Here is an 18,258-nt window from a genome sequence, read left to right on the forward strand (position 1 = left end):
TCCTTGACGGAACGGTCGGCCCGCACGTGTTGCGGGCCGGAGAGGAGCCCACCACGCATGGGCTGCGTGGCGTGCCTGTCGCTGCTGGTCGCCCCGCCCGGAGAACTCCGGACACAACAAAGAGCGCCTGGGGCCACAATCCGCCAGGCGCACACAGAGTCTCTGGAAACCAAAACTGCAACGAGACCAACGTACCACGGATCTCGTCCGGCGGGGAGATCACGTCGAAATTTCCGGCACGGCGGCCACCAACGCGGTCAGCCCCTCGACGTCGAGCAGGTCCGCCGGGCGGACGGTCACCGCGTCCCGCACGTAGTGGAACGCCGCGCCGACCCGTTCCACCGGCACGCCGGCCAACTCCGCCCAGGCCAGCCGGTAGACCGCGAGCTGCACCGCCGCCGCCTCGGCCTCCGGGCCGGTGGGCTGGCGGCCGGTCTTCCAGTCCACCACGTCGTAACGCCCGCCGGGGCGGGCGAACACGGCGTCCATCCGACCCCGGACCACCACGCCGGCGATCACTGTGGCGAACGGCACCTCGACCTCCACCGGCACCCGGTCGGCCCACTCGCTGGCCAGGAACCGCTCCTGCAACTCGGCCAGCGCCCCGTCCGGGGCGGCGCCGTCGTCGGCGGCACCGGGCAGCTCGTCGACGTCCAGCAGCCGGTCGGCGCCGAAGCGCTGCTCCAGCCAGGCGTGGAAGGCGGTGCCCCGCCGCGCGTACGGGCTGGGTGCGCTCGGCATCGGACGACGCAGCGCACGGGCCAGTGCCTCCGGGTCCCGGCGCAACGCCACGAGCTGGGTCACCGAGAGCTGGCCGGGCAGCTCGACCTCGACCGCCTCGGCCCGGCGGGCCAGCTCCGCCCGCTCGGCGAGCAGCAGGTCGGCCTCCCGCCGCCAGCGCTCCACCTCCGCGTCGGCGTCGTCCGGCGGGGTCGCCCCGACCGCGGTCGACCCGACGGTGGCCAGCAGCGCGGCCTCGCGACGGGCCGCCTCCGGGTCGGCCAGGTGGCGACGGACCAGCGCCGCCGCCTCGTTCAGCGCCGGCCGACGCCCGCCCAGCGGGTCGGCCGGCCACTCCGCCCGCAGCACCGTCTCGGTGGTCGGGTTCACCGCGTCCCCGGCCGGCTCCGGCGCCCACGCGTCGACCACGTGCCCGTCCGTCCCGGCCAGGCCGACGTCGTACACCTCGCGCAGGAACAGCGACGGGCCGCGGAACCGCTTCGTCCCCTCCCCCCACCAGTAGCCGGAGCAGAGCAGCAACCGGCGCGGCCGGGTCACCGCCACGTACGCCAGCCGGCGCTCCTCCCGCTCGTCGTGCGCCCGCCAGTCGTCGGTGAACCCGGCCAACGCACGGGCCACCTCACGCTGGTCCGCCGCCTCCGGCAGGGCCAGCTCGGGCAGCCCGTCCGCGTCGCCGCGCAGCGGGAACGGCAGCACGCCGAGCCCGCCCAGCCAGTGGTCGGAGTTGCGCACCGGCCCCGGCCACCCACCCCGGGTCAGCCCGGCCACCGCCACCACGTCCCACTCCAGGCCCTTCGCGGCGTGCGCGGTGAGCACCTGCACGGCGCCGGCCACCACCTCGACCTCGCCCGGGGCCAGCCCACGCTCCTCGTCCTCGGCGGCGGCCAGGTAGGCGAGGAAACCGGCCAGCGTGGCGCCGGGCGTCTCGCCGCTGAACCGCGCCGCGACGTCGCCGAGCGCGTCCAGGTGGGCGCGGGCCAGCCCGGCGTCGCCGGCGCCGTCCCGGCCGGCCCGGACCGCCACCTCCACGTCCAGCCCGATGGTCCGTTCGATGTCCGCGATCAGCTCCGGCAGCGACTGGTCCAGCCGGTACCGCAGCAGCGCCAGCTCCATCCCGTACGACCGCAGCCGCGCGAACCCCTCCGCCGAGTACGCCTGCGCCGGCCCGAGGTCGGCCAGCGCCTCCACCAGCGTCGCCTCGTCCAGCACGTCCACGGTGATCTCCGGCCCGTCGTCGCCGGTCAGCTCGCGCCGGCTGCGGGCGATGGCCCGGGCGCGCCGGTGCAGGGCGACCAGATCGCGCGGGCCGATCCGCCAGCGCGCGCCGGTGAGCAGCCGCAGCAGCGCCGCCCCGTCGGTCGGGTCGGCCAGCACGCGCAGCGTGCAGACCACGTCCCGGACCTCCGGGGTGTCCAGCAGGCCGCCCAGCCCGACCACGTCGACCGGCAGGCCCCGGGCCCGCAGCGCGGCCTCGATCGCCGGGATCTGGCTGCGCAGCCGCACCAGCACCGCCGTCGTCGGCCGACGGTCCGCCGGGATGTGCTCGGGCAACGCGCCCGGCATCCCGGCCGCGCCCCGCCACGCCGCCAGCACGCTGTCCGCGATCCAGTCGGCCTCGTCGGCGTACGTCGGCAGCAGCGCGCAGTGCACCGTGCCGGCGGCCCGACCGCCCGGCGTCCGGTGCGGGATCGGATCGCGGACGCTGAGCGCGGCGTGCAGCTCGGGCACCCGGGCGCCGGCCGCCCGCAGCGGCACCGAGAGCGCGTTCGCGACGCCGAGGATCTCCGGCCGGTTACGCCAGCTCGTGGTGAGACCGAGCACCTCGGCGGGGGTGCCGTCGGCGCGGGCGAACTCACCGGGGAACCGGTCCAGCGTGCCGGCGCTCGCCCCGCGCCAGCCGTAGATCGACTGGCACGGGTCCCCGACCGCGGTGACCGGGTGGCCGCCGCCGAACAGCGCGTTGAGCAGCACCACCTGCGCGTGGCTGGTGTCCTGGTACTCGTCGAGCAGCACCACCCGGAACCGGTCCCGCTCGATCACGCCGACACCCGGGTGGTCCCGGGCCACCCGCGCCGCGCGGGCGAGCTGGTCGGCGAAGTCCATCGCCTCGAAGTCGTCCTTGCGCCGGGCGTACGCCCGGACCAGCGGCAGCAGCTTCAGCCGGGTCCGCTGGAGCTGGAGCGCCTTGCGCACGTCGGCGTAGACCCGGCCGGGGCGGGACTGCACCTCGGCGAAGAACCGGCCGGTCCAGCCGGCCAGCTCGTCCGGGTCGACCAGGTGCTCGTCCAACTCGCCGGCGAGCGCCAGCACCGCGTCGGTGATGGTGGACGGCATCCGGTCCACCTCGGACATGTCGCCGTCGTAGTTGCGCACCAGCAGGTCGACGAGCTGCCAACGGGACGCCTCGGTGAGCAGCCGGGTGGTCGGCTCGTACCCGGCGCGCAACCCGTGCTCGGTGACGATCCGCCCGGCGTACGAGTGGTACGTGGAGACGGTCGGCTCGCCCGCCAACGGGTCCTCACGCGGGTCCCGCCGGGGCCGCCCCAGCCGACGGACGAGCTGGTCGAGGCGGGTCCGCACCCGGTGCGCCAGCTCGCCGGCCGCCTTGCGGGTGAAGGTGAGCCCGAGGATGTGCTCGGGCCGCACGTACGCGTTGGCAACCAGCCAGACCACCCGGGCGGCCATCGTCTCGGTCTTGCCCGAGCCGGCGCCGGCGACCACCAGCAGCGGCTCCACCGGCGCCGCGATGATCGCGGCCTGCTCCCGGGTGGGCGCCGGCAGCCGGAGCAGCCGGGCCAGCTCGACGGGCGTGTAGCGGGGCCCGGCGTCGGCCGCCCGGGGCGTGGGCGGCGGCGTGCCGGTGGCGCCGAACAGCGCCGGCTGGATCGTCATCGTCCGGTCCTCGTCCGGCTCCGCGCGGTCACGCCTGATCCTCCGGGGGCGGCTCGACCACCTGGCGGCCCTGGCCGGAGACCGGGCAGCTGGTGCGTACCGGGCAGACCCGGCACTTGGAGTTGGCGACGGCGGCGAACGTGGCGGCGGCCATCGTGTCGGCGGTCCGGCGGACCAACGCGGTGGCCCAGCCGGCCTCCGGGCCCTCCCCGGCCGCGGCCTGGGCCTGCTCCTTGGCGTCCCGGGTGCCGGTGCCGAGCTGCACCAGCGCGGCCCCGCCGGACTCCGCGCCGAACTCCGCGAACCCACCCGCCTCCACGGCCGCCTGGTACGCCCCGAGCTGCGGGTGCTCGGCGACCTCCCGCTCGGTGACCGCGGTGGACTTGCCGGTCTTCAGATCGATCACCACGAGCCGGCCCTCGGCGTCGACCTCCAGCCGGTCGACGCGGCCGGTCAGCTCGACCGGCCGGGCCGGATCGTCGAGGCGGACCGCGAACTCGTGTTCGATGGCGAGCAGCCGGCGCGGGTTGCCGGCCAGCCAGCGCAGCAGCTTGTCGACCATCGCCTCGGCGCGCTGCCGCTCCGGGCCGACCATCCACCGGGCGGCCAGCTCGATCGCGTCGAACCGGGCGGCAACGTACTCCAGCAGCGTCTCCCGGTCGACGCTCGCGTCCTCGGCCAGCATCGCGGCGGCGTGCACCAGGTTGCCGACGCCCTGCGCGGCGCTGGCCGGCCCACTGCCGCCGTGCCGTTCCAGCAGCCAGCGCAGGCTGCACCGCAACGCGCTCTCCATGGCCGACGGGGTGACCCGCACCGGCTCGCCGTCGTCGACGAGCGGCCGGTCGTCGGAGAGACCGCGCAGCCCCCACCAGTCGTCCGGGTGCGCGCCGGGCACCCCGGCGGCGGCCAGCCGGGCCAGTTCGCCCGCCGCCGCGCGCCGCCGGCTCACCGGCGCCGCCGGGTCGGTGATCGCGGTACGCAGCTCCGCCACCAACGCGGACAGGGTGAGCCCGCGCGGCGGCAGCGTCACCGGGAGCGCGCCGGACGGCGCGTCCGACGGGTGGTCGTCGCCGTGCGGCACCGGCCCGTCCGGTGCCGGTCCCCCGCCCGACGGTCCGTCCGGTGCCGGTCCCCCGCCCGACGGTCCGTCACCGGGCGGCCCGCCGTCGGGCGGGGCGGTGCCGCCGGCGCCGGTGGCGGGCGGGTCGCCGGCGGCCAGCTCGTGCAGGAAGCGGCTGGGCTGCTCCTCGTGGTCGTCGCCACCGACCGCCGCCGAGGCGACCGCGGAGACCAGCAGCCGACGCCGGGCCCGGCTGACCGCGACGTGGAACAGCCGCCGCTCCTCGTCCAGCAACGCGGACGTCTGCCCGACCAGACTGGCCCGCAGCCCCGCCCCGTCGGCCCGGCCGGCGAGCACGTCGACCAGCCGCTCCGAGCCGAGCAGGCTGCCGCGCAGCCGCAGGTCGGGCCAGACGCCCTCCTGGACCCCGGCGACGGCGACGAGATCCCACTCCAGGCCCTTGGCGGCGTGCGCGGTGAGCAGGCGGACCGCCTCGCCCCGGTCGGCGGCGGCGGCGAGCGTGTCCGCCGGCAACTCCTGCCCGAGCACGTGGTCGAGGAAGACCTCGGTGCGCGCCCCCGGCAGCCGGTCGGTGAACCGGGCGGCGGCGTCGAAGAGCACCAGTACCGCGTCCAGGTCACGGTCGGCGGCCTCGGCCCGCCACCGCCGGGCGGTCTCGTGCTCGCCGGTGGCCTCCCGCCCCTGGGTGATCGCCCCGGCCCAGCGCTCGGCCAACCCGCTCTCCCGCCACACCGCCCAGAGCACGTCCTCGGCGGTGGCGCCCGGGGTGGCGGCGGCCTCCCGGGCGGTCGCCAGCAGATGCGCGACGGCCTGCGCGGGCGCCGCCCAACGACGCTCGACGGCGGCCAGCTCGGCCGGGTCGCGCAGCGCCTCCACCAACAGCTCACCGGAGGGGCGGCGGTCGCCGCCGGCCAACGCGAGCGCCCGCATCCCCTGCCGCAGTCGTCGCTCGGCCAGCGGGTCGGCACCGCCCAGCGGCGAGTGCAGCAGCGCCACCGCCGCCTCCTCGTCCAGCCGGTCGGGTTCGAGCGCGCAGCGGAGCAGGAGCAGCAGCGGGGCCACCGCCGGTTGGAGGTGCAGCGGCAGGTCCTCGCCGTGCACGACGGTGGGCACCCCGGCGGTGTGCAGGGCGCGCCGCAGCGACGGGAGCTGCCGCCCGGTGGACCGGACCAGCACCGCCATCCGGGACCAGGGCACGCCGTCGAGCAGGTGTGCCTCGCGCAGCGCGTGGGCCAGCCAGGCCGACTCGCTGGTCGCCGAGCGGAACGTACGCACCTCGACCGCCCCGGCCGGCGCGTCCGGAAGCGGACGCAGCCGCCGGTGCGCCGCCGGACCGCGCAGCCGCCGGGCCAGCCGGGCGGTCGCCGCCAGCAGCTCCGGCCCGGCCCGGTAGGACGTGGTCAGCGTGACCTGGGCGGCCGGCGCGCCGGACGCGGTCCGGAACCGGTGACCGAACGTGCTGACCACGGCCGGGTCGGCGCCGCGGAACGAGTACGTGGAGGAGTCCGGGTCGGCGAAGGCGACCAGGGACCGGCCGCCACCGGCCACCACCGCGAGCAGGTCCACCTGGGCCGGGTCCGTGTCGGCCAACTCGTCGACGTAGATGTGGGCCAGGCGGCGGCGTTCGGCGGCGAGCAGGTCGGGATCGTCGAGCAGCATGCCGGTGGCGGCCCGCACCAGCTCCGCCGGGTCGTACGCGACCGAGCCCCGGTTGCTCACGTCGCGCAACGCGAGGACGGCGACGTACTCCCGGAGGAAGCGGGCGGCGGCCGGCCAGTCGGCGCGGCCCAGCTTCTCGCCCAGCCGGGCCAGCTCGACCGGGCCGACGCCCCGCTCCGCGGCCCGCATCAGCAGGTCGCGGAGCTGCTGGGCGAACGCCCGGGTCCGCAACGCGGGGCGCAGGTCCTCCGGCCAGCCGACCGGGTCGTCCGCCGGCTCGTCGCCGACCACGTCGAGCAGCTCCCGGATGATCAGATCCTGCTCCGGACCGGTGAGCAGCCGGGGCGACGGCTCGCCACGCTCGGCGGCGGCGCGGCGGAGCAGCCCGAACGCGTACGCCGGGAACGTGCGGACCAGCGGCTCACGCACCGCCCGGTGGCCGTCGCCGGCGATCCGCGCCTCGATGCGCCGACGCAGTTCGGTGGCGCCGCGCCGACCGAACGTGAGCACCAGCACGCGTTCCGGGTCGACGCCCTCGGCCACCCGGGCGGCGACCGCCTCGACCAGGGTGGCGGTCTTCCCGGTGCCGGGACCGCCCACGACGAGCATCGGCCCGTCGGTGTGCGCGACCGCCTCGGCCTGCACCGGGTCGGCCCGACGCCGGTCGCCCGCGGCGCGGCCCTGGTCTCCGGTCGGCTGCCGGCCGGGCTGCGCGGCCTCGATCGAAGGGTGCGCGGCATCGACCGCCGACCCCCCGGATCGCGGCTCCGTCACGGCCGGCCCGTCGGACCGGCCCACCCCCTGCCCCGCCCCGGCGTCGTGGGTGACCCCCGCCCCCGCGTCGCCGGGCCGGCGCACCAACCGGTACGCCTGCATCACGGACATCCCACCACGCCGGTACGACACCCGGAAACCGACGCGGTCCGGCGCGCCGCAGCTCACCCGTCAGCAGGAACGGCCACGCCCCGCGCGCCGGTCACCACCGGGACCCACGGCCAGCAGACTCGGCCCGAGGCTCCCCAGAAGGCACCCATACCGTTCCACCCACCCGGCCCGGACGCGATCAGTGGAACGGTACGGGTGTCAAACGGGGCCGGAGGCACCCATGGCGTTCCACCCACCCGGCACGGACCCGGTGAGTGGAACGGTATGGGTGTCAGGCAAGGGCGGGGGCAGGGGCCAGGGCGGGGGGCAGCACGGGCCGGAGGGCGGTCAGGTGAGGCGGGCGTCGATGAGGTCGAGGGCGGCGGGCACGCTGTCGGCGACCATCAGCAGGTCGAGGCCGGCCGGCTTGAGGAAGTTGCGCTCGGCCAGCGTGCCGAGCCAGTCGAGCAGCGGCCGGTAGAAGCCGTCCGCGTCGACCAGCACCATCGGCTTGGCGTGCAGGGCGAGCGTGGCGGTGGTCCAGACCTCGAACAGCTCGTCGAGCGTGCCCAGCCCGCCGGGCAGCGTGACGAACGCGTCGGACCGGTCGACCATCAGCGTCTTGCGGCTGGCCATCCCGTCGGTGACCAGCAGCTCGTCGGCGGCCAGGTCGGCGACCTCCAGGTCGACCAGGGTCTGCGGGATGACGCCGAGCGTGCGACCACCGGCCGCCCGTGCGCCGTCCGCCACCGCGCCCATCATCCCGACACAGCCGCCGCCGCTGACCAGCGTGTGCCCGCGCCGGGCCAGCTCCGCGCCGGTCTCGGTGGCCAGCGCCAGCCAGCGGTCGTCGAGGGTACGCGAGGACGCGCAGAACACGCAGACGTCGGCCATGTCAGCGCGACCCGGCCGGGCCCTCGGGTGCGGCCTCGGCGGCGGCCTGCTGGTCGGCGGCCACCCGGGCGACCGCCTCCTCGCGTACCGCCTCCTGCTCGGCGGAGAGCACCGCCTCGGCCTCCACGATGTGCCGGACCGCCTCGTTGACGTCGTCGGTGACGCGGATCAGGTCGAGGTCGCTCGGGCCGATCTTGCCGTCCGCCGCCATGGTGGCGCGCAGCCAGTCGAGCAGGCCGCCCCAGTAGTCGGCGCCCATCAGCACGACCGGGAACCGGGTCACCTTGCCGGTCTGTACCAGGGTGAGCGCCTCGAACAGCTCGTCCATGGTGCCGAAGCCGCCGGGCAGCACCACGAACGCCTGGGCGTACTTGACGAACATGGTCTTGCGGGCGAAGAAGTAGCGGAAGTCGATGGCCAGGTCGACCCAGTCGTTGAGGCCCTGCTCGAACGGCAGCTCGATGCCGAGCCCGACGGAGAGGCCGCCCGCCTCGCCGGCCCCCCGGTTGGCGGCCTCCATCACGCCCGGACCACCGCCGGTGATCACCGCGTAGCCGGCCCGGGCCAGCGCGCCGCCCAGCTCCTCGGCCAGCCGGCACTCCGGGCTGTCCGGCTTGCTGCGGGCCGACCCGAAGACGCTGACCGCGGGCGGCAGGTCGGCGAGCGTGTCGAACCCCTCGACGAACTCGGACAGGATCCGCAACGCCCGCCAGGCGTCCTTGGTCTTCCAGTCGCTGCGCCCCCGGGAGTCGAGCAGCCGCTGGTCCGCGGTGCTGCTCGGGATCGCCCGGTTGCGGAGCGTGACCGCTCCCCGGTGGCGTTCGACGCGCGGCCCCTGCTCAGCCGGCCTCCCGGTGCTGTCGCTCATGGGGCCACCGTAGTGGAGCGACGGCGACGCGGCGCGGAGGCCGGCGAGCCGGAGAAAATCTTTGCGATCAAGGCAACTAATTCGCTCGCTCGTACGTCTTACTATTCACATACCCGGTATGCCCGGGGGACGCGCCTTCGGGGGAGGAGCCAGCGTTTGATCAGCAACAGCGAGATGATCCGGATCCGCCGGCAGATGCAGCGGCGGATCCACGACGTGGTGGCCGAGCGCCGCCGCGCCCGGATGGTGGAGGCCCACCGCTCCGAGCCGGCCGCCGACACCGACCAGGCGGACGCGCCGCTGACCACGCGCGTCTGACCATCCGCAGGCCCGCGACGCCGGGCGCGGGCCTGCGGATCTTCGGTACGTCAGGCCGCGAGCCAGCGGTGCAGGGTGGCCGCGCCGTCCCGGATCTTGGTCAGCTCGACGTGCTCGTCCTTGTGGTGCGCCAGGTTGGGGTCGCCGGGGCCGAAGTTGAGCGCCGGAATGCCCATGGCCGCGAACCGGGCCACGTCGGTCCAGCCCAGCTTGCCGATCGGCGCGGCGCCGACCGCGGCCAGGAACTCCTGCGCCGCCGGGTTGTCCAGCCCCGGGGCCGCGCCGGCCGCCGCGTCGGTGACCGTCAGCTCGAAGCCGGCGAAGACCTCGCGCAGGTGAGCCTCGGCCTGCGCCGGGTCCCGGTCCGGGGCGTACCGGTAGTTGATCTCGATGTCGCAGCGGTCCGGGATGACGTTGCCGGCCACCCCGCCGTGGATCCCCGTGGCGTTGAGCCCCTCGCGGTAGTCGCAGCCCTCGATGGTCACCCGACGCGCCTCGTACGCGCCCAGCCGGCGCAACACCTCACCGGCGCCGTGGATGGCGTTCACCCCGTGCCAGGAGCGGGCGGCGTGGGCCCGCTCGCCGTGCGTGGTGACGACGGCCCGCATCGTGCCCTGGCAGCCCGCCTCGACGATCCCGTACGTGGGCTCCAGCAGCACCGCGAAGTCGGCCGTCAGCCACTCGGGGTGGCTCTGCGACACCAGCGTGAGGCCGTTGTAGCGGGACTCGATCTCCTCGGCCTCGTAGAAGAAGTACGTGACGTCGTAGCGCGGGTCGGGCAGCGTCACGGCCAGGTGCAGCGCGAAGGCCACCCCGGACTTCATGTCGGAGGTGCCGCAGCCGTACATCAGGTCGCCGCGCATGCTCGACGGGAAGTTGCCGTTGAGCGGCACGGTGTCCAGGTGGCCGGCGAGCACCACCCGCTGCGGGCGGCCCAGGTCGGTGCGGGCCATCAGCGTGTTCGAGTGCCGTTGGGTGCTCAGGTGGGGTACGCCGCGCAGCACCTCCTCGACGCAGTCGGTGATCGCCGTCTCGTTGAGGGATACCGACTCGATGTCGACCAGGGCACGGGTCAGTGCCACCGGATCGGCCAGGACCTCGGGGGTCAACGGGTTCTGCATGTCTCGCACGGTACCGTCATCCTCGGTGGGTGCGAGGGACACGTTCCGCGCCCGCGGCCGCGAGCAGCGGCGGACGCCGCCGCCGGAGGAGAGAGGTGTCACCGTGACGTCCGCACCATCCGCCTGGGGCATCGGCCTGGCCACCGTCACCGCCGACGACCAGGTGCTCGACACCTGGTACCCGACCGGCAAGCTGGGCCTCGGCGAGCTGCCCCTGGTGCCCGGGGAGGACCGGGCCGACGTGCTCGACCTGCCGCCGGGCGCGGTCGGCGAGCGGGCGCTGCCCGGTCTGCGTACCGTCGAGGTGACCACGGTGATCGGCTCGCTCGACGATCCGATCAAGGACGCGGCCGACGCGTACCTCCGGTTGCACCTGCTCTCCCACCGCCTGGTGCGGCCCAACGAGCTGAACCTCGACGGCGTCTTCGGCAAGCTGGCCAACGTGGCCTGGACCTCGGCCGGGCCCTGCCCGCCGGAGCGGGTGGACGAACTGCGGGTGATCGAGCGGGCCGCCGGCCGCCACCTGGTCGTGTACGGGGTGGACAAGTTCCCCCGGATGACCGACTACGTGGTGCCGGGCGGGGTGCGGATCGCCGACGCGGACCGGGTCCGGCTCGGCGCGCACCTGGCCGCCGGCACCACTGTCATGCACGAGGGCTTCGTCAACTTCAACGCCGGCACGCTGGGCACCTCGATGGTCGAGGGGCGGATCGTGCAGGGTGTGGTGGTCGGTGACGGCTCCGACGTCGGCGGCGGCGCCTCGATCATGGGCACGCTGTCCGGCGGCGGCAAGGACCGGGTCCGGATCGGCGAGCGGAGCCTGGTCGGCGCGAACGCGGGCGTCGGCATCTCGCTCGGCGACGACTGCGTGGTGGAGGCCGGCTGCTACATCACCGCGGCCTCCAAGATCACCCTCCCGGACGGCCGGGTGGTCAAGGCCCGCGAGCTGTCCGGCGTGGACGGGCTGCTGTTCTGGCGCAACTCGGTGACCGGCGCGCTGGAGGCGAGGCCGCGCACCGGCCGGGGCATCGAGCTGAACGCCGCCCTGCACGCCAACGACTAGCCCGTCCCGCCCCGTCCGGGTCCGTGGCGCGACCGCCACGGACCCGGACGGCCGGTTCACCGCAGGCGGTACGCCTGGATGATCCGCTGGGTGACCGTGTTGCCGGCGTCGTCGCGGGCCGAGGCCCGCAGCGACACGTAGCCGGGGCCGGCCGGGTGCACGACGGTCGCCGTCCACCCGCCGCCCTGCTTCTTCAGCGGCGCCTTCCGCCACGTCTTCCCGCCGTCGTAGGAGACGTCGACGGTGAGCGCCGCGACCGTGCCGGCCGGTGCGCCGGGCTGGCGCTGCACCGCCACCGGGACGGTGAACGTGCGGCCGGCCGGCGCGGTGCCGTCCGCCGTGAGCGACGGGGTGAACCGGACCGCCATCGCCGGCAACCGGGCCGGCTGCTCGCCCGGCACCCGCTTCGAGCGGAACGTCCAGCTCGCCGCGACCTCGGTGCTCAGGTCCGTGAAGCTGCGCGTCGTCACGGTGTCCAGCCGGTAGTTCGCGACGCCGGGGGGCACCTCGAACTCGCCGTATCCGGCGTTGGCCTCTTCACCGACCAGCTTGCCGTTGCGGTAGAGCGCGGTGCGTGCGGTGTCGGTGAGCGAGTAGCCCGGATGCCCGGACGCGTCGCTGTGCGTCGGCAGCGCGACCAGGACGGTGTTCCCGGTGCGGGTGATGCCCAGCTCGGGGAAGCGCGGCTGCGGCACGAAGGACGGGCCGTACGGCGCGTTGTTCCAGACCTCGGCGTAGGCGCGGCCAGCCTGGTAGCGGGTCGGCCCGGACTCCAGGATCGCCTGCGTGTCCAGCCAGCCTTCCTCGTCGCGCTTGCCGAAGTCCTGCTCGAAGTTCCAGCGGGTCCGGGTGGTGCTCAGGTGCTCGATCCGCCGGCCGGGCGCCTGGACCGGCACGACGATCGCCGAGCCGCCCATGTTGTAGTCGGGCTCCGGGTACACGATCCGCTCGTTCTCCAGCCCCGCGTAGCCGTTCGCGAAGCGGCTGGTGACGTGCGCCAGGTCGGCCGGCTGGTAGTGCCGGACGAAGCCGGTCGGGAACCGGCCGGGGAACACGTCACTCAGCCCGTAGAAGTACGGGCTGCGCTCCGGCGCGGTCGCTTCGGTCCACTGGCTGGCCAGCGAGCCGACGAAGACCTGGTCCGAGACGCTGCGACCGAGCTGGGCCGAGTAGAGGCCGTCGAAGCGGTCGGTCCAGAGCCCGAAGCTGGCGTAGTAGTCGCCGAAGTTCCAGGCTGCGGTGAAGTCGATCAGCAGCGGGGCCGCGCCGCGCTGCGGCACGGTGGTGCGGACCGGCTTCGCCCGCCGGGCGTCCAGGGTGAGCCGCTGGTTCCCGGTCACCACCAGCTCCGGCTGGGTGAGCATGGAGATCTCCGACCAGCCCTCGTCGCCGTCCACGAAGAGCAGGCTCTGCACGCCGTACCGGCCCTTGGGCACCCGGATCGTGGCCTCGCCGTCGGCGTCGAACACGTCCCGGGTCGCGCCGTCGTCGAGCCCGATCAGCGTGGTGTAGAAGTCACCGGTGAGCGAGCCGGCCCGGTTGCGGTGGGTGAGCGTCAGGTCGTAGCTCTCCACCTCCCGGTTGACCGCCAGCGGGGTGACCGCGACGGTGTCGCCGGACCGGGCGGTCAGCCGGCCGGTCCAGTACCCGTCGGCGCCGCCGAGCCGGGTGTCCACCACGACGGTGACCTGGGCGGTGCCGCCGGCCGGGACGGTGAGGCGGGAGGCGCTGAGGGTGAGCATCCCGGCCGGTGCGGACCGCCCGCCCGGGCCGGTGAACCCGGCGCTCAGCTCCAGCGTGAGCGGGGTCGTGCCGCCGTTGCGGTAGGTGACGGTCCGGCTGATCGGCTTGTCGTCGGCATGCGGCCAGACCGCGACGCCGAACGAGACCGAGGACGGTTCGCTTGTCACCTGCTCGGTGATCGCGTGCGCCACGTCGACCCGACCGGCGCCCTGCTGGAACGCGGTCTGCTCGGGGTGCGGCCGGGCCGAGGCCATCAGCGTGGCCTTGTAGCGGCCGGCGTTCCAGCCCGGATGCTGCTGGGCGATCAGCGCCACCGCGCCGGCCACGTGCGGGGTCGCCATCGAGGTGCCGGAGAGGGAGACGTACCGGTCCCCCACCGGGTCGCCGATCTGGCCGTGCGCGGCGCGGGCGGCCACGATGTCCACGCCGGGCGCGGTGATGTCCGGCTTGATCGCCCCGTCGCCGACCCGCGGCCCGCGGCTGGAGAAGTCGGCCAGTTCGTCGTTGCGGTCGACGGCGCCGACCGACAGCGCGGCGTCGGCGGTGGACGGCGAGCCGACCGAGCCGTCGGCGCCGTCGTTTCCGGCGGCGACCACGAAGAGCGAGCCGGTCTGCGCGGTGAGCGACTCGACCGCCTGCTCCAGCGGGTCGACCTCCGGGGTGTCGAAGCCACCCAGGCTCATGTTGATCACGGTGGCGTGCTGCTCGGCCGCGGCCCACTGCATGCCGGCCAGGATCGCCGACTCGGTGCAGCCGTACTGCTCGCAGACCTTTCCGGACAGCAGTGTGGCGTCCGGGGCGACGCCCCGGTACTTCCCGCCGGAGGCGGCGCCGCTGCCGGCGATGATCGAGGCGACGTGGGTGCCGTGCCCGACGATGTCGTCCGGGTCGGCCTCCTCGCTGAAGTTGCGCGACTCGGCGACCTTGCCGGCCAGGTCCGGGTGGGTGAGGTCGACGCCGGTGTCGAGCACCGCGACCTTCACGCCCTTGCCGGTGTATCCGGCGGCCCACGCGGCCGGCGCGCCGATCTGCGGCACGCTGTGGTCCAACGTCAGCCGCCGCCGCCCGTCCAGCCAGATCCGGTCGACACCCCCCGCCGCGTCGAGCCGGGCGCCGGAGCGGTCCGCGGCGACCGCCCGCCAGAGCGAGCCGGTGTCGGCCTTGGTCGCGGTGAGCGCCGCGCCGCCGATCGCCGGCAGGTCGCGGATCACCCGGGTGCCGGCGAGCGGGGCCGCCGCCCGCCGGGCCACCCCCGGCCGGTACGACACCAGCAGCGGCACGGTGTCGCGGTGCGCGTCGTCGTAGCCGGCCGCGATCAGGCCGGTGACGTCGAACAGTCGCCGGTCGAGCCGGCCGGAACGGATCAGCGCCAACGCGTCCTGGGGGATCACGCTGAGGCCGGTGTGCTCGCGGCGGACCACGAACTGGAGCTTGGCGCGACCGGCGCCGGGGCGGACCGCGGCGCGACCGCCGGCGGCGACGGTAACCCGGTCACCGGTGATCAGGGTGACGGTGGCCGGCCGGGTCGACGACCCGGTCGGGGCCGGCGTACCGGTCGGGGCCGCCGACGTGGTGGCGTGGGCGGGCACGGGCAGGCCGAGCGCCAGGCCCAGGGTGAGGCCGAGCGCGGCCAGTCTTCTGCGGTTCTGGGGCAACCTTTTCTCCTCGGTGAGCGTTTCATCGACAGGAAGCACATCGATGCGGGTTATCAGAATTGCATACCGGGTATGCAATCGGAAGTCGCCTATCCGACCGAACCGGTTCCCCTCGGGCGACCGAACCGGGGATGATCCACCGATGAGCGCCATGAGGGACCGAATGCTGGCCGGCGAGCTGTACCTCGCCGACGACCCCGCGATCGTCGCCGACCTGGACCGCGCCGCCCGACTCACCGAACGCTTCAACCGCAGCGACGCCGACGACCCGCAGGGCCGCCTCGCCGCGCTGCGCGAACTGCTCGGCACGCTCGGCGAGGACGCCTGGGTCCGCCCGCCGTTCCACTGCGACTACGGCTTCCAGACCCACCTCGGGCCGCGCACCTTCGTCAACTTCAACGCGGTCTTCCTCGACGTCGCCCGGATCACCATCGGCGCCGACGTCCAGATCGGACCGAACGTGCAGCTCCTCACCGCCACCCACCCGGTGGAGCCGGAGGCGCGCCGGGCCAAGTGGGAGGCGGCGAAGCCGATCACCATCGGCGACAACGTCTGGCTCGGCGGCGGCGTGATCGTGCTCGCCGGCGTGACCATCGGCGAGAACACGGTGGTCGGCGCCGGCGCGGTGGTGACCCGGGACCTGCCGGCGAACGTGGTGGCGGTGGGTAACCCGGCCCGGCCGACAAAACCGGTGTCCTGACCCCTGAGCTGCCGAAACAACCCCTCGGGGGGATGCGGATTCCCGAATCAGCATGCACTCTGGGTAGTGAGATGCTCACTCTGGGGAGGCCGCGATGGAGCGCGTGCTGGAACTACGGGTACACGGGGTGTCCAACACCCCGCCGGACCAACTGCTGGGCCTCGACCCCGGGCCGGGCGGTGACGGCCCCCAACCGGAGCTGGTCGCCGGCGGACAGGTGACCGGTTTCTACCGTTCCACCCGGGCCGCCCGGGACGACCCGATCAGCGTCGAGGCGTACAGCTGGGGGAAGTTGACCTCCGGCGCGCGGACCCGGCGGGACATCGAACGCGCGCTCTGGACGCTGCTGCTGCCCTTCGCGCTGGCGAACGTCGCGCTGCACGCCCGGGCCGGCATCCCGGCGGACCCGGACCGGGAGCGTTGGGCCAGCCGCTCCGGCATCACCGCCTGGCTCATCCGGCTGTTCTGCCTCAGCCTGACCTGCACCCTGGTCATCGCCGTGACCGGGATCGGCGTCGACCTCATCGGCTGGCAGTGCGTGGGCCGCGAGTGCCTGGGCCAACTCCCCGGCCCGTGGGAGTTCCTCGGCAACGCCTGGTGGCGCCGGGACACCCGGGCGCTGGCCCTCGGGCTGCTGCTGCCGCTCCTCGTGCTGGGCGCGATCGGGCTGGTCGCCTGGCGCACCTACCAGTACGAGGCGGAGATGCCGGCCGAGCCCCGCGCCCGCCCGGACCAGGCCGAACCGCCGGAACCGCTGGAGAACCCGTTGCAGGACCCGACCTTCTGGAACGGGGAGGGGCAACTGCGCCGCGCCGCGGTGCTGCACCTGTGCACCGGGGCGGTGACCGCCGCCGCCGTGCCGGTCGCCGCGGTGCTGCTGATGGACCCGCCCCGCGGACTGCGGGCCGCGGTCGCCTGGCCGACCGTGGCGCTGTTCGTCGCCGTGGTGACGATCGCCGTGGTCGCGGTCGGCCGCCCCTGGCTGACCCGTCGCCAGGGCGCCACCCCACTCGGCCGGTGGAGCATCGCGGTGGCCGTGCTCACCGCGCTCGGGCTGGTCGGCACGTTCGTCCTCCTCCTGCTTCCGGACGGCCCGGCCGGCCGTCCACTGGCGACGTACCGGCCACCGGTCGGCTGCCCGGCGGTCCCGGACCTCGCCGGCTGCCGCGCCGCCCGACCGTTGCCCGGCTACGAGACCGCGCTCGCCTGGCTCGTCACCTACCAGGTGCTGCTGCTGGTGGCCATCGGCGCGGCGAACCGCTCCGGCCGGCGGGCGCTCGCCGGGCCGGCCGCCGCCGCCGTGCTGCTGCCGCTCGGGGTGGCCTGGATCGAACGCGGCCTGCCCGGCCTGCCGGCCGCGCCGGCCGGGCTGCACACCTGGATGCTCGTCGGCCCGGCCATCGCGCTGGCCATCGCCGGGCTGCTCATGCCACGCCTGCGGCCCGCCGTGCCGACCCAGCCGCTCGGCGCGTACACCGGGCTCGCCTGGCACGGCTGCGCGCCGGCCGTCATCGCCGGGTTCGGCTGGATGATGGCGGTCGCGTACTGCGCGGGACTGCTCTACTGGGTCAGTGAGCGGCTCGACGGGCCGGTCGACCCCGCCGGCGCGGGGCGCGTGGTGCCGCCGCTCGCCGTCTTCTGGGCCGGGCTGGCCTGCGTCATCGGGCTGGTCCTCCTGCTCGGGCTGCTGGTCCGCGCCGCCCACCTGCTGCACCGGCTGCGCCGCGTCGAGTACGCGCGGCTGACCGCCGCCGACGGCCTCTCCGCGCACGACCTGCGTCGCTGCCGCGACGTCAGCACCTACCGGGCGCTGCACCGCCTGGTGGGCGAGCACGCGGTCCGGCTGATCGGCTGGTTCGCGGCCGGGGCCGCGCTCCTGATCATCCTGTGCTGCGCCGCCGCGCTCTCCGGCCACCGGCCCAGCCCGCTGTCCCCGGCCGGGTGGCAGACCGCGATCCACTGGGCCGCCGAACTCGGCGACGCGGTGCTCGGCTGGCTGCCGGTGGTGACGAGCGCGCTCGGGCTGATGGTCTACCGCACCGACTCGGTCCGCCGCTCGGTCGGCGTGGTCTGGGACGTGTGCACGTTCTGGCCGCGGGCCGCACACCCGCTCGCCCCGCCCAGCTACGCCGAACGCGCCGTACCGGAACTCCAGACCCGGGTCGCCGGGCTGCTGGCGCTGCCGCCCCACCACCCGGACCGGATGGACGGCGTGATCCTCTCCGGGCACAGCCAGGGCACCGTCATCTGCGCCGCGGTGCTGCTGCACCTGCCCCACCGGTGGCGGCGGCGCACCTGGTTCTTCTCCTACGGCTGCCAGCTCACCCGGCTCTACGGCCGGATCTTCCCGTCCTACTTCGGGCCGGAGCGGCTGCGCACGCTGGCCCGGGCGGTCACCTGGCCCGGCGGCCACGTCGCCTGGACGAACTTCTGGCGGGACACCGACCCGCTCGGCTGGCAGGTCAGCGCCGGGCAGCGGGACGTGGCGGTGGCCGACCCGGAGGCGCTGCACCCGACCGGCGGCGAGGTGGCCGACCCGCCGATCCGCAGCCACAGCGGCTACCCGGAGGCGGTCGAGTTCGCCCGTGAACGAGCCGTGGTGGCCCGCCTGCTGCGCCGGAGCGTGCCCGCACCCCGGCCCGGCGTCGGCTGACACCAC

The 18,258-nt window shown here is 75.2% G+C and carries 10 protein-coding genes; 4 read left to right on the forward strand and 6 right to left on the reverse strand.

Annotation, left to right across the window (positions count from 1 at the left end):
• Positions 1-219 precede the first annotated feature (219 nt).
• The 4 genes from TPA0908_RS13305 to TPA0908_RS13320 form a co-directional block, all read right to left on the reverse strand.
• Positions 220-3,633: an ATP-dependent helicase gene (locus tag TPA0908_RS13305; protein ID WP_281937844.1), complete on the reverse strand. Its 3,414-nt coding sequence runs from the start codon at positions 3,631-3,633 to the stop codon at positions 220-222.
• A 28-nt stretch (positions 3,634-3,661) separates the two neighbouring features.
• Positions 3,662-7,249 (reverse strand): ATP-dependent helicase, encoded by a 3,588-nt coding sequence (locus tag TPA0908_RS13310; protein WP_281938595.1) that lies wholly within the window; start codon positions 7,247-7,249, stop codon positions 3,662-3,664.
• A gap of 336 nt (positions 7,250-7,585) precedes the next feature.
• Positions 7,586-8,131 carry an LOG family protein gene (locus TPA0908_RS13315; protein ID WP_281937845.1) on the reverse strand — a complete coding sequence of 182 codons (546 nt, stop codon included), beginning with the start codon at positions 8,129-8,131 and terminating at the stop codon, positions 7,586-7,588.
• Position 8,132: 1 nt separating this feature from the next.
• The gene (locus TPA0908_RS13320) at positions 8,133-8,999 is read right to left on the reverse strand and encodes an LOG family protein (RefSeq protein ID WP_281937846.1); all 867 of its coding nucleotides are present in this window, start codon (positions 8,997-8,999) and stop codon (positions 8,133-8,135) included.
• Positions 9,000-9,155: 156 nt separating this feature from the next.
• Between TPA0908_RS13320 and TPA0908_RS13325 the strand changes: the two genes are divergently transcribed.
• Positions 9,156-9,317, forward strand: coding sequence for a hypothetical protein (locus TPA0908_RS13325; RefSeq protein ID WP_281937848.1), 162 nt, complete (start codon positions 9,156-9,158; stop codon positions 9,315-9,317).
• Positions 9,318-9,367: 50 nt separating this feature from the next.
• On the opposite strand, the gene dapE is transcribed toward TPA0908_RS13325, so the two are convergent.
• Positions 9,368-10,438, reverse strand: a complete 1,071-nt coding sequence (gene dapE, locus TPA0908_RS13330) for a succinyl-diaminopimelate desuccinylase (RefSeq protein WP_281937849.1) — start codon at positions 10,436-10,438, stop codon at positions 9,368-9,370.
• Between the two features lie 103 nt (positions 10,439-10,541).
• Between dapE and dapD the strand changes: the two genes are divergently transcribed.
• Positions 10,542-11,501 (forward strand): 2,3,4,5-tetrahydropyridine-2,6-dicarboxylate N-succinyltransferase, encoded by a 960-nt coding sequence (gene dapD / locus TPA0908_RS13335; protein ID WP_281937851.1) that lies wholly within the window; start codon positions 10,542-10,544, stop codon positions 11,499-11,501.
• Between the two features lie 56 nt (positions 11,502-11,557).
• On the opposite strand, the gene TPA0908_RS13340 is transcribed toward dapD, so the two are convergent.
• Positions 11,558-14,899: a S8 family serine peptidase gene (locus TPA0908_RS13340; RefSeq protein ID WP_281937852.1), complete on the reverse strand. Its 3,342-nt coding sequence runs from the start codon at positions 14,897-14,899 to the stop codon at positions 11,558-11,560.
• Positions 14,900-15,041: 142 nt separating this feature from the next.
• Between TPA0908_RS13340 and TPA0908_RS13345 the strand changes: the two genes are divergently transcribed.
• Entirely contained in the window at positions 15,042-15,599 is a 558-nt protein-coding gene (locus TPA0908_RS13345; protein WP_281937853.1) for a sugar O-acetyltransferase, read from the forward strand.
• 94 nt (positions 15,600-15,693) lie between these two features.
• Positions 15,694-18,252 carry a hypothetical protein gene (locus tag TPA0908_RS13350; protein WP_281937855.1) on the forward strand — a complete coding sequence of 853 codons (2,559 nt, stop codon included), beginning with the start codon at positions 15,694-15,696 and terminating at the stop codon, positions 18,250-18,252.
• The last annotated feature ends 6 nt before the right edge of the window (positions 18,253-18,258 follow it).

The organism is Micromonospora sp. AKA38, assembly GCF_027925725.1.
GTDB lineage: Bacteria > Actinomycetota > Actinomycetes > Mycobacteriales > Micromonosporaceae > Micromonospora.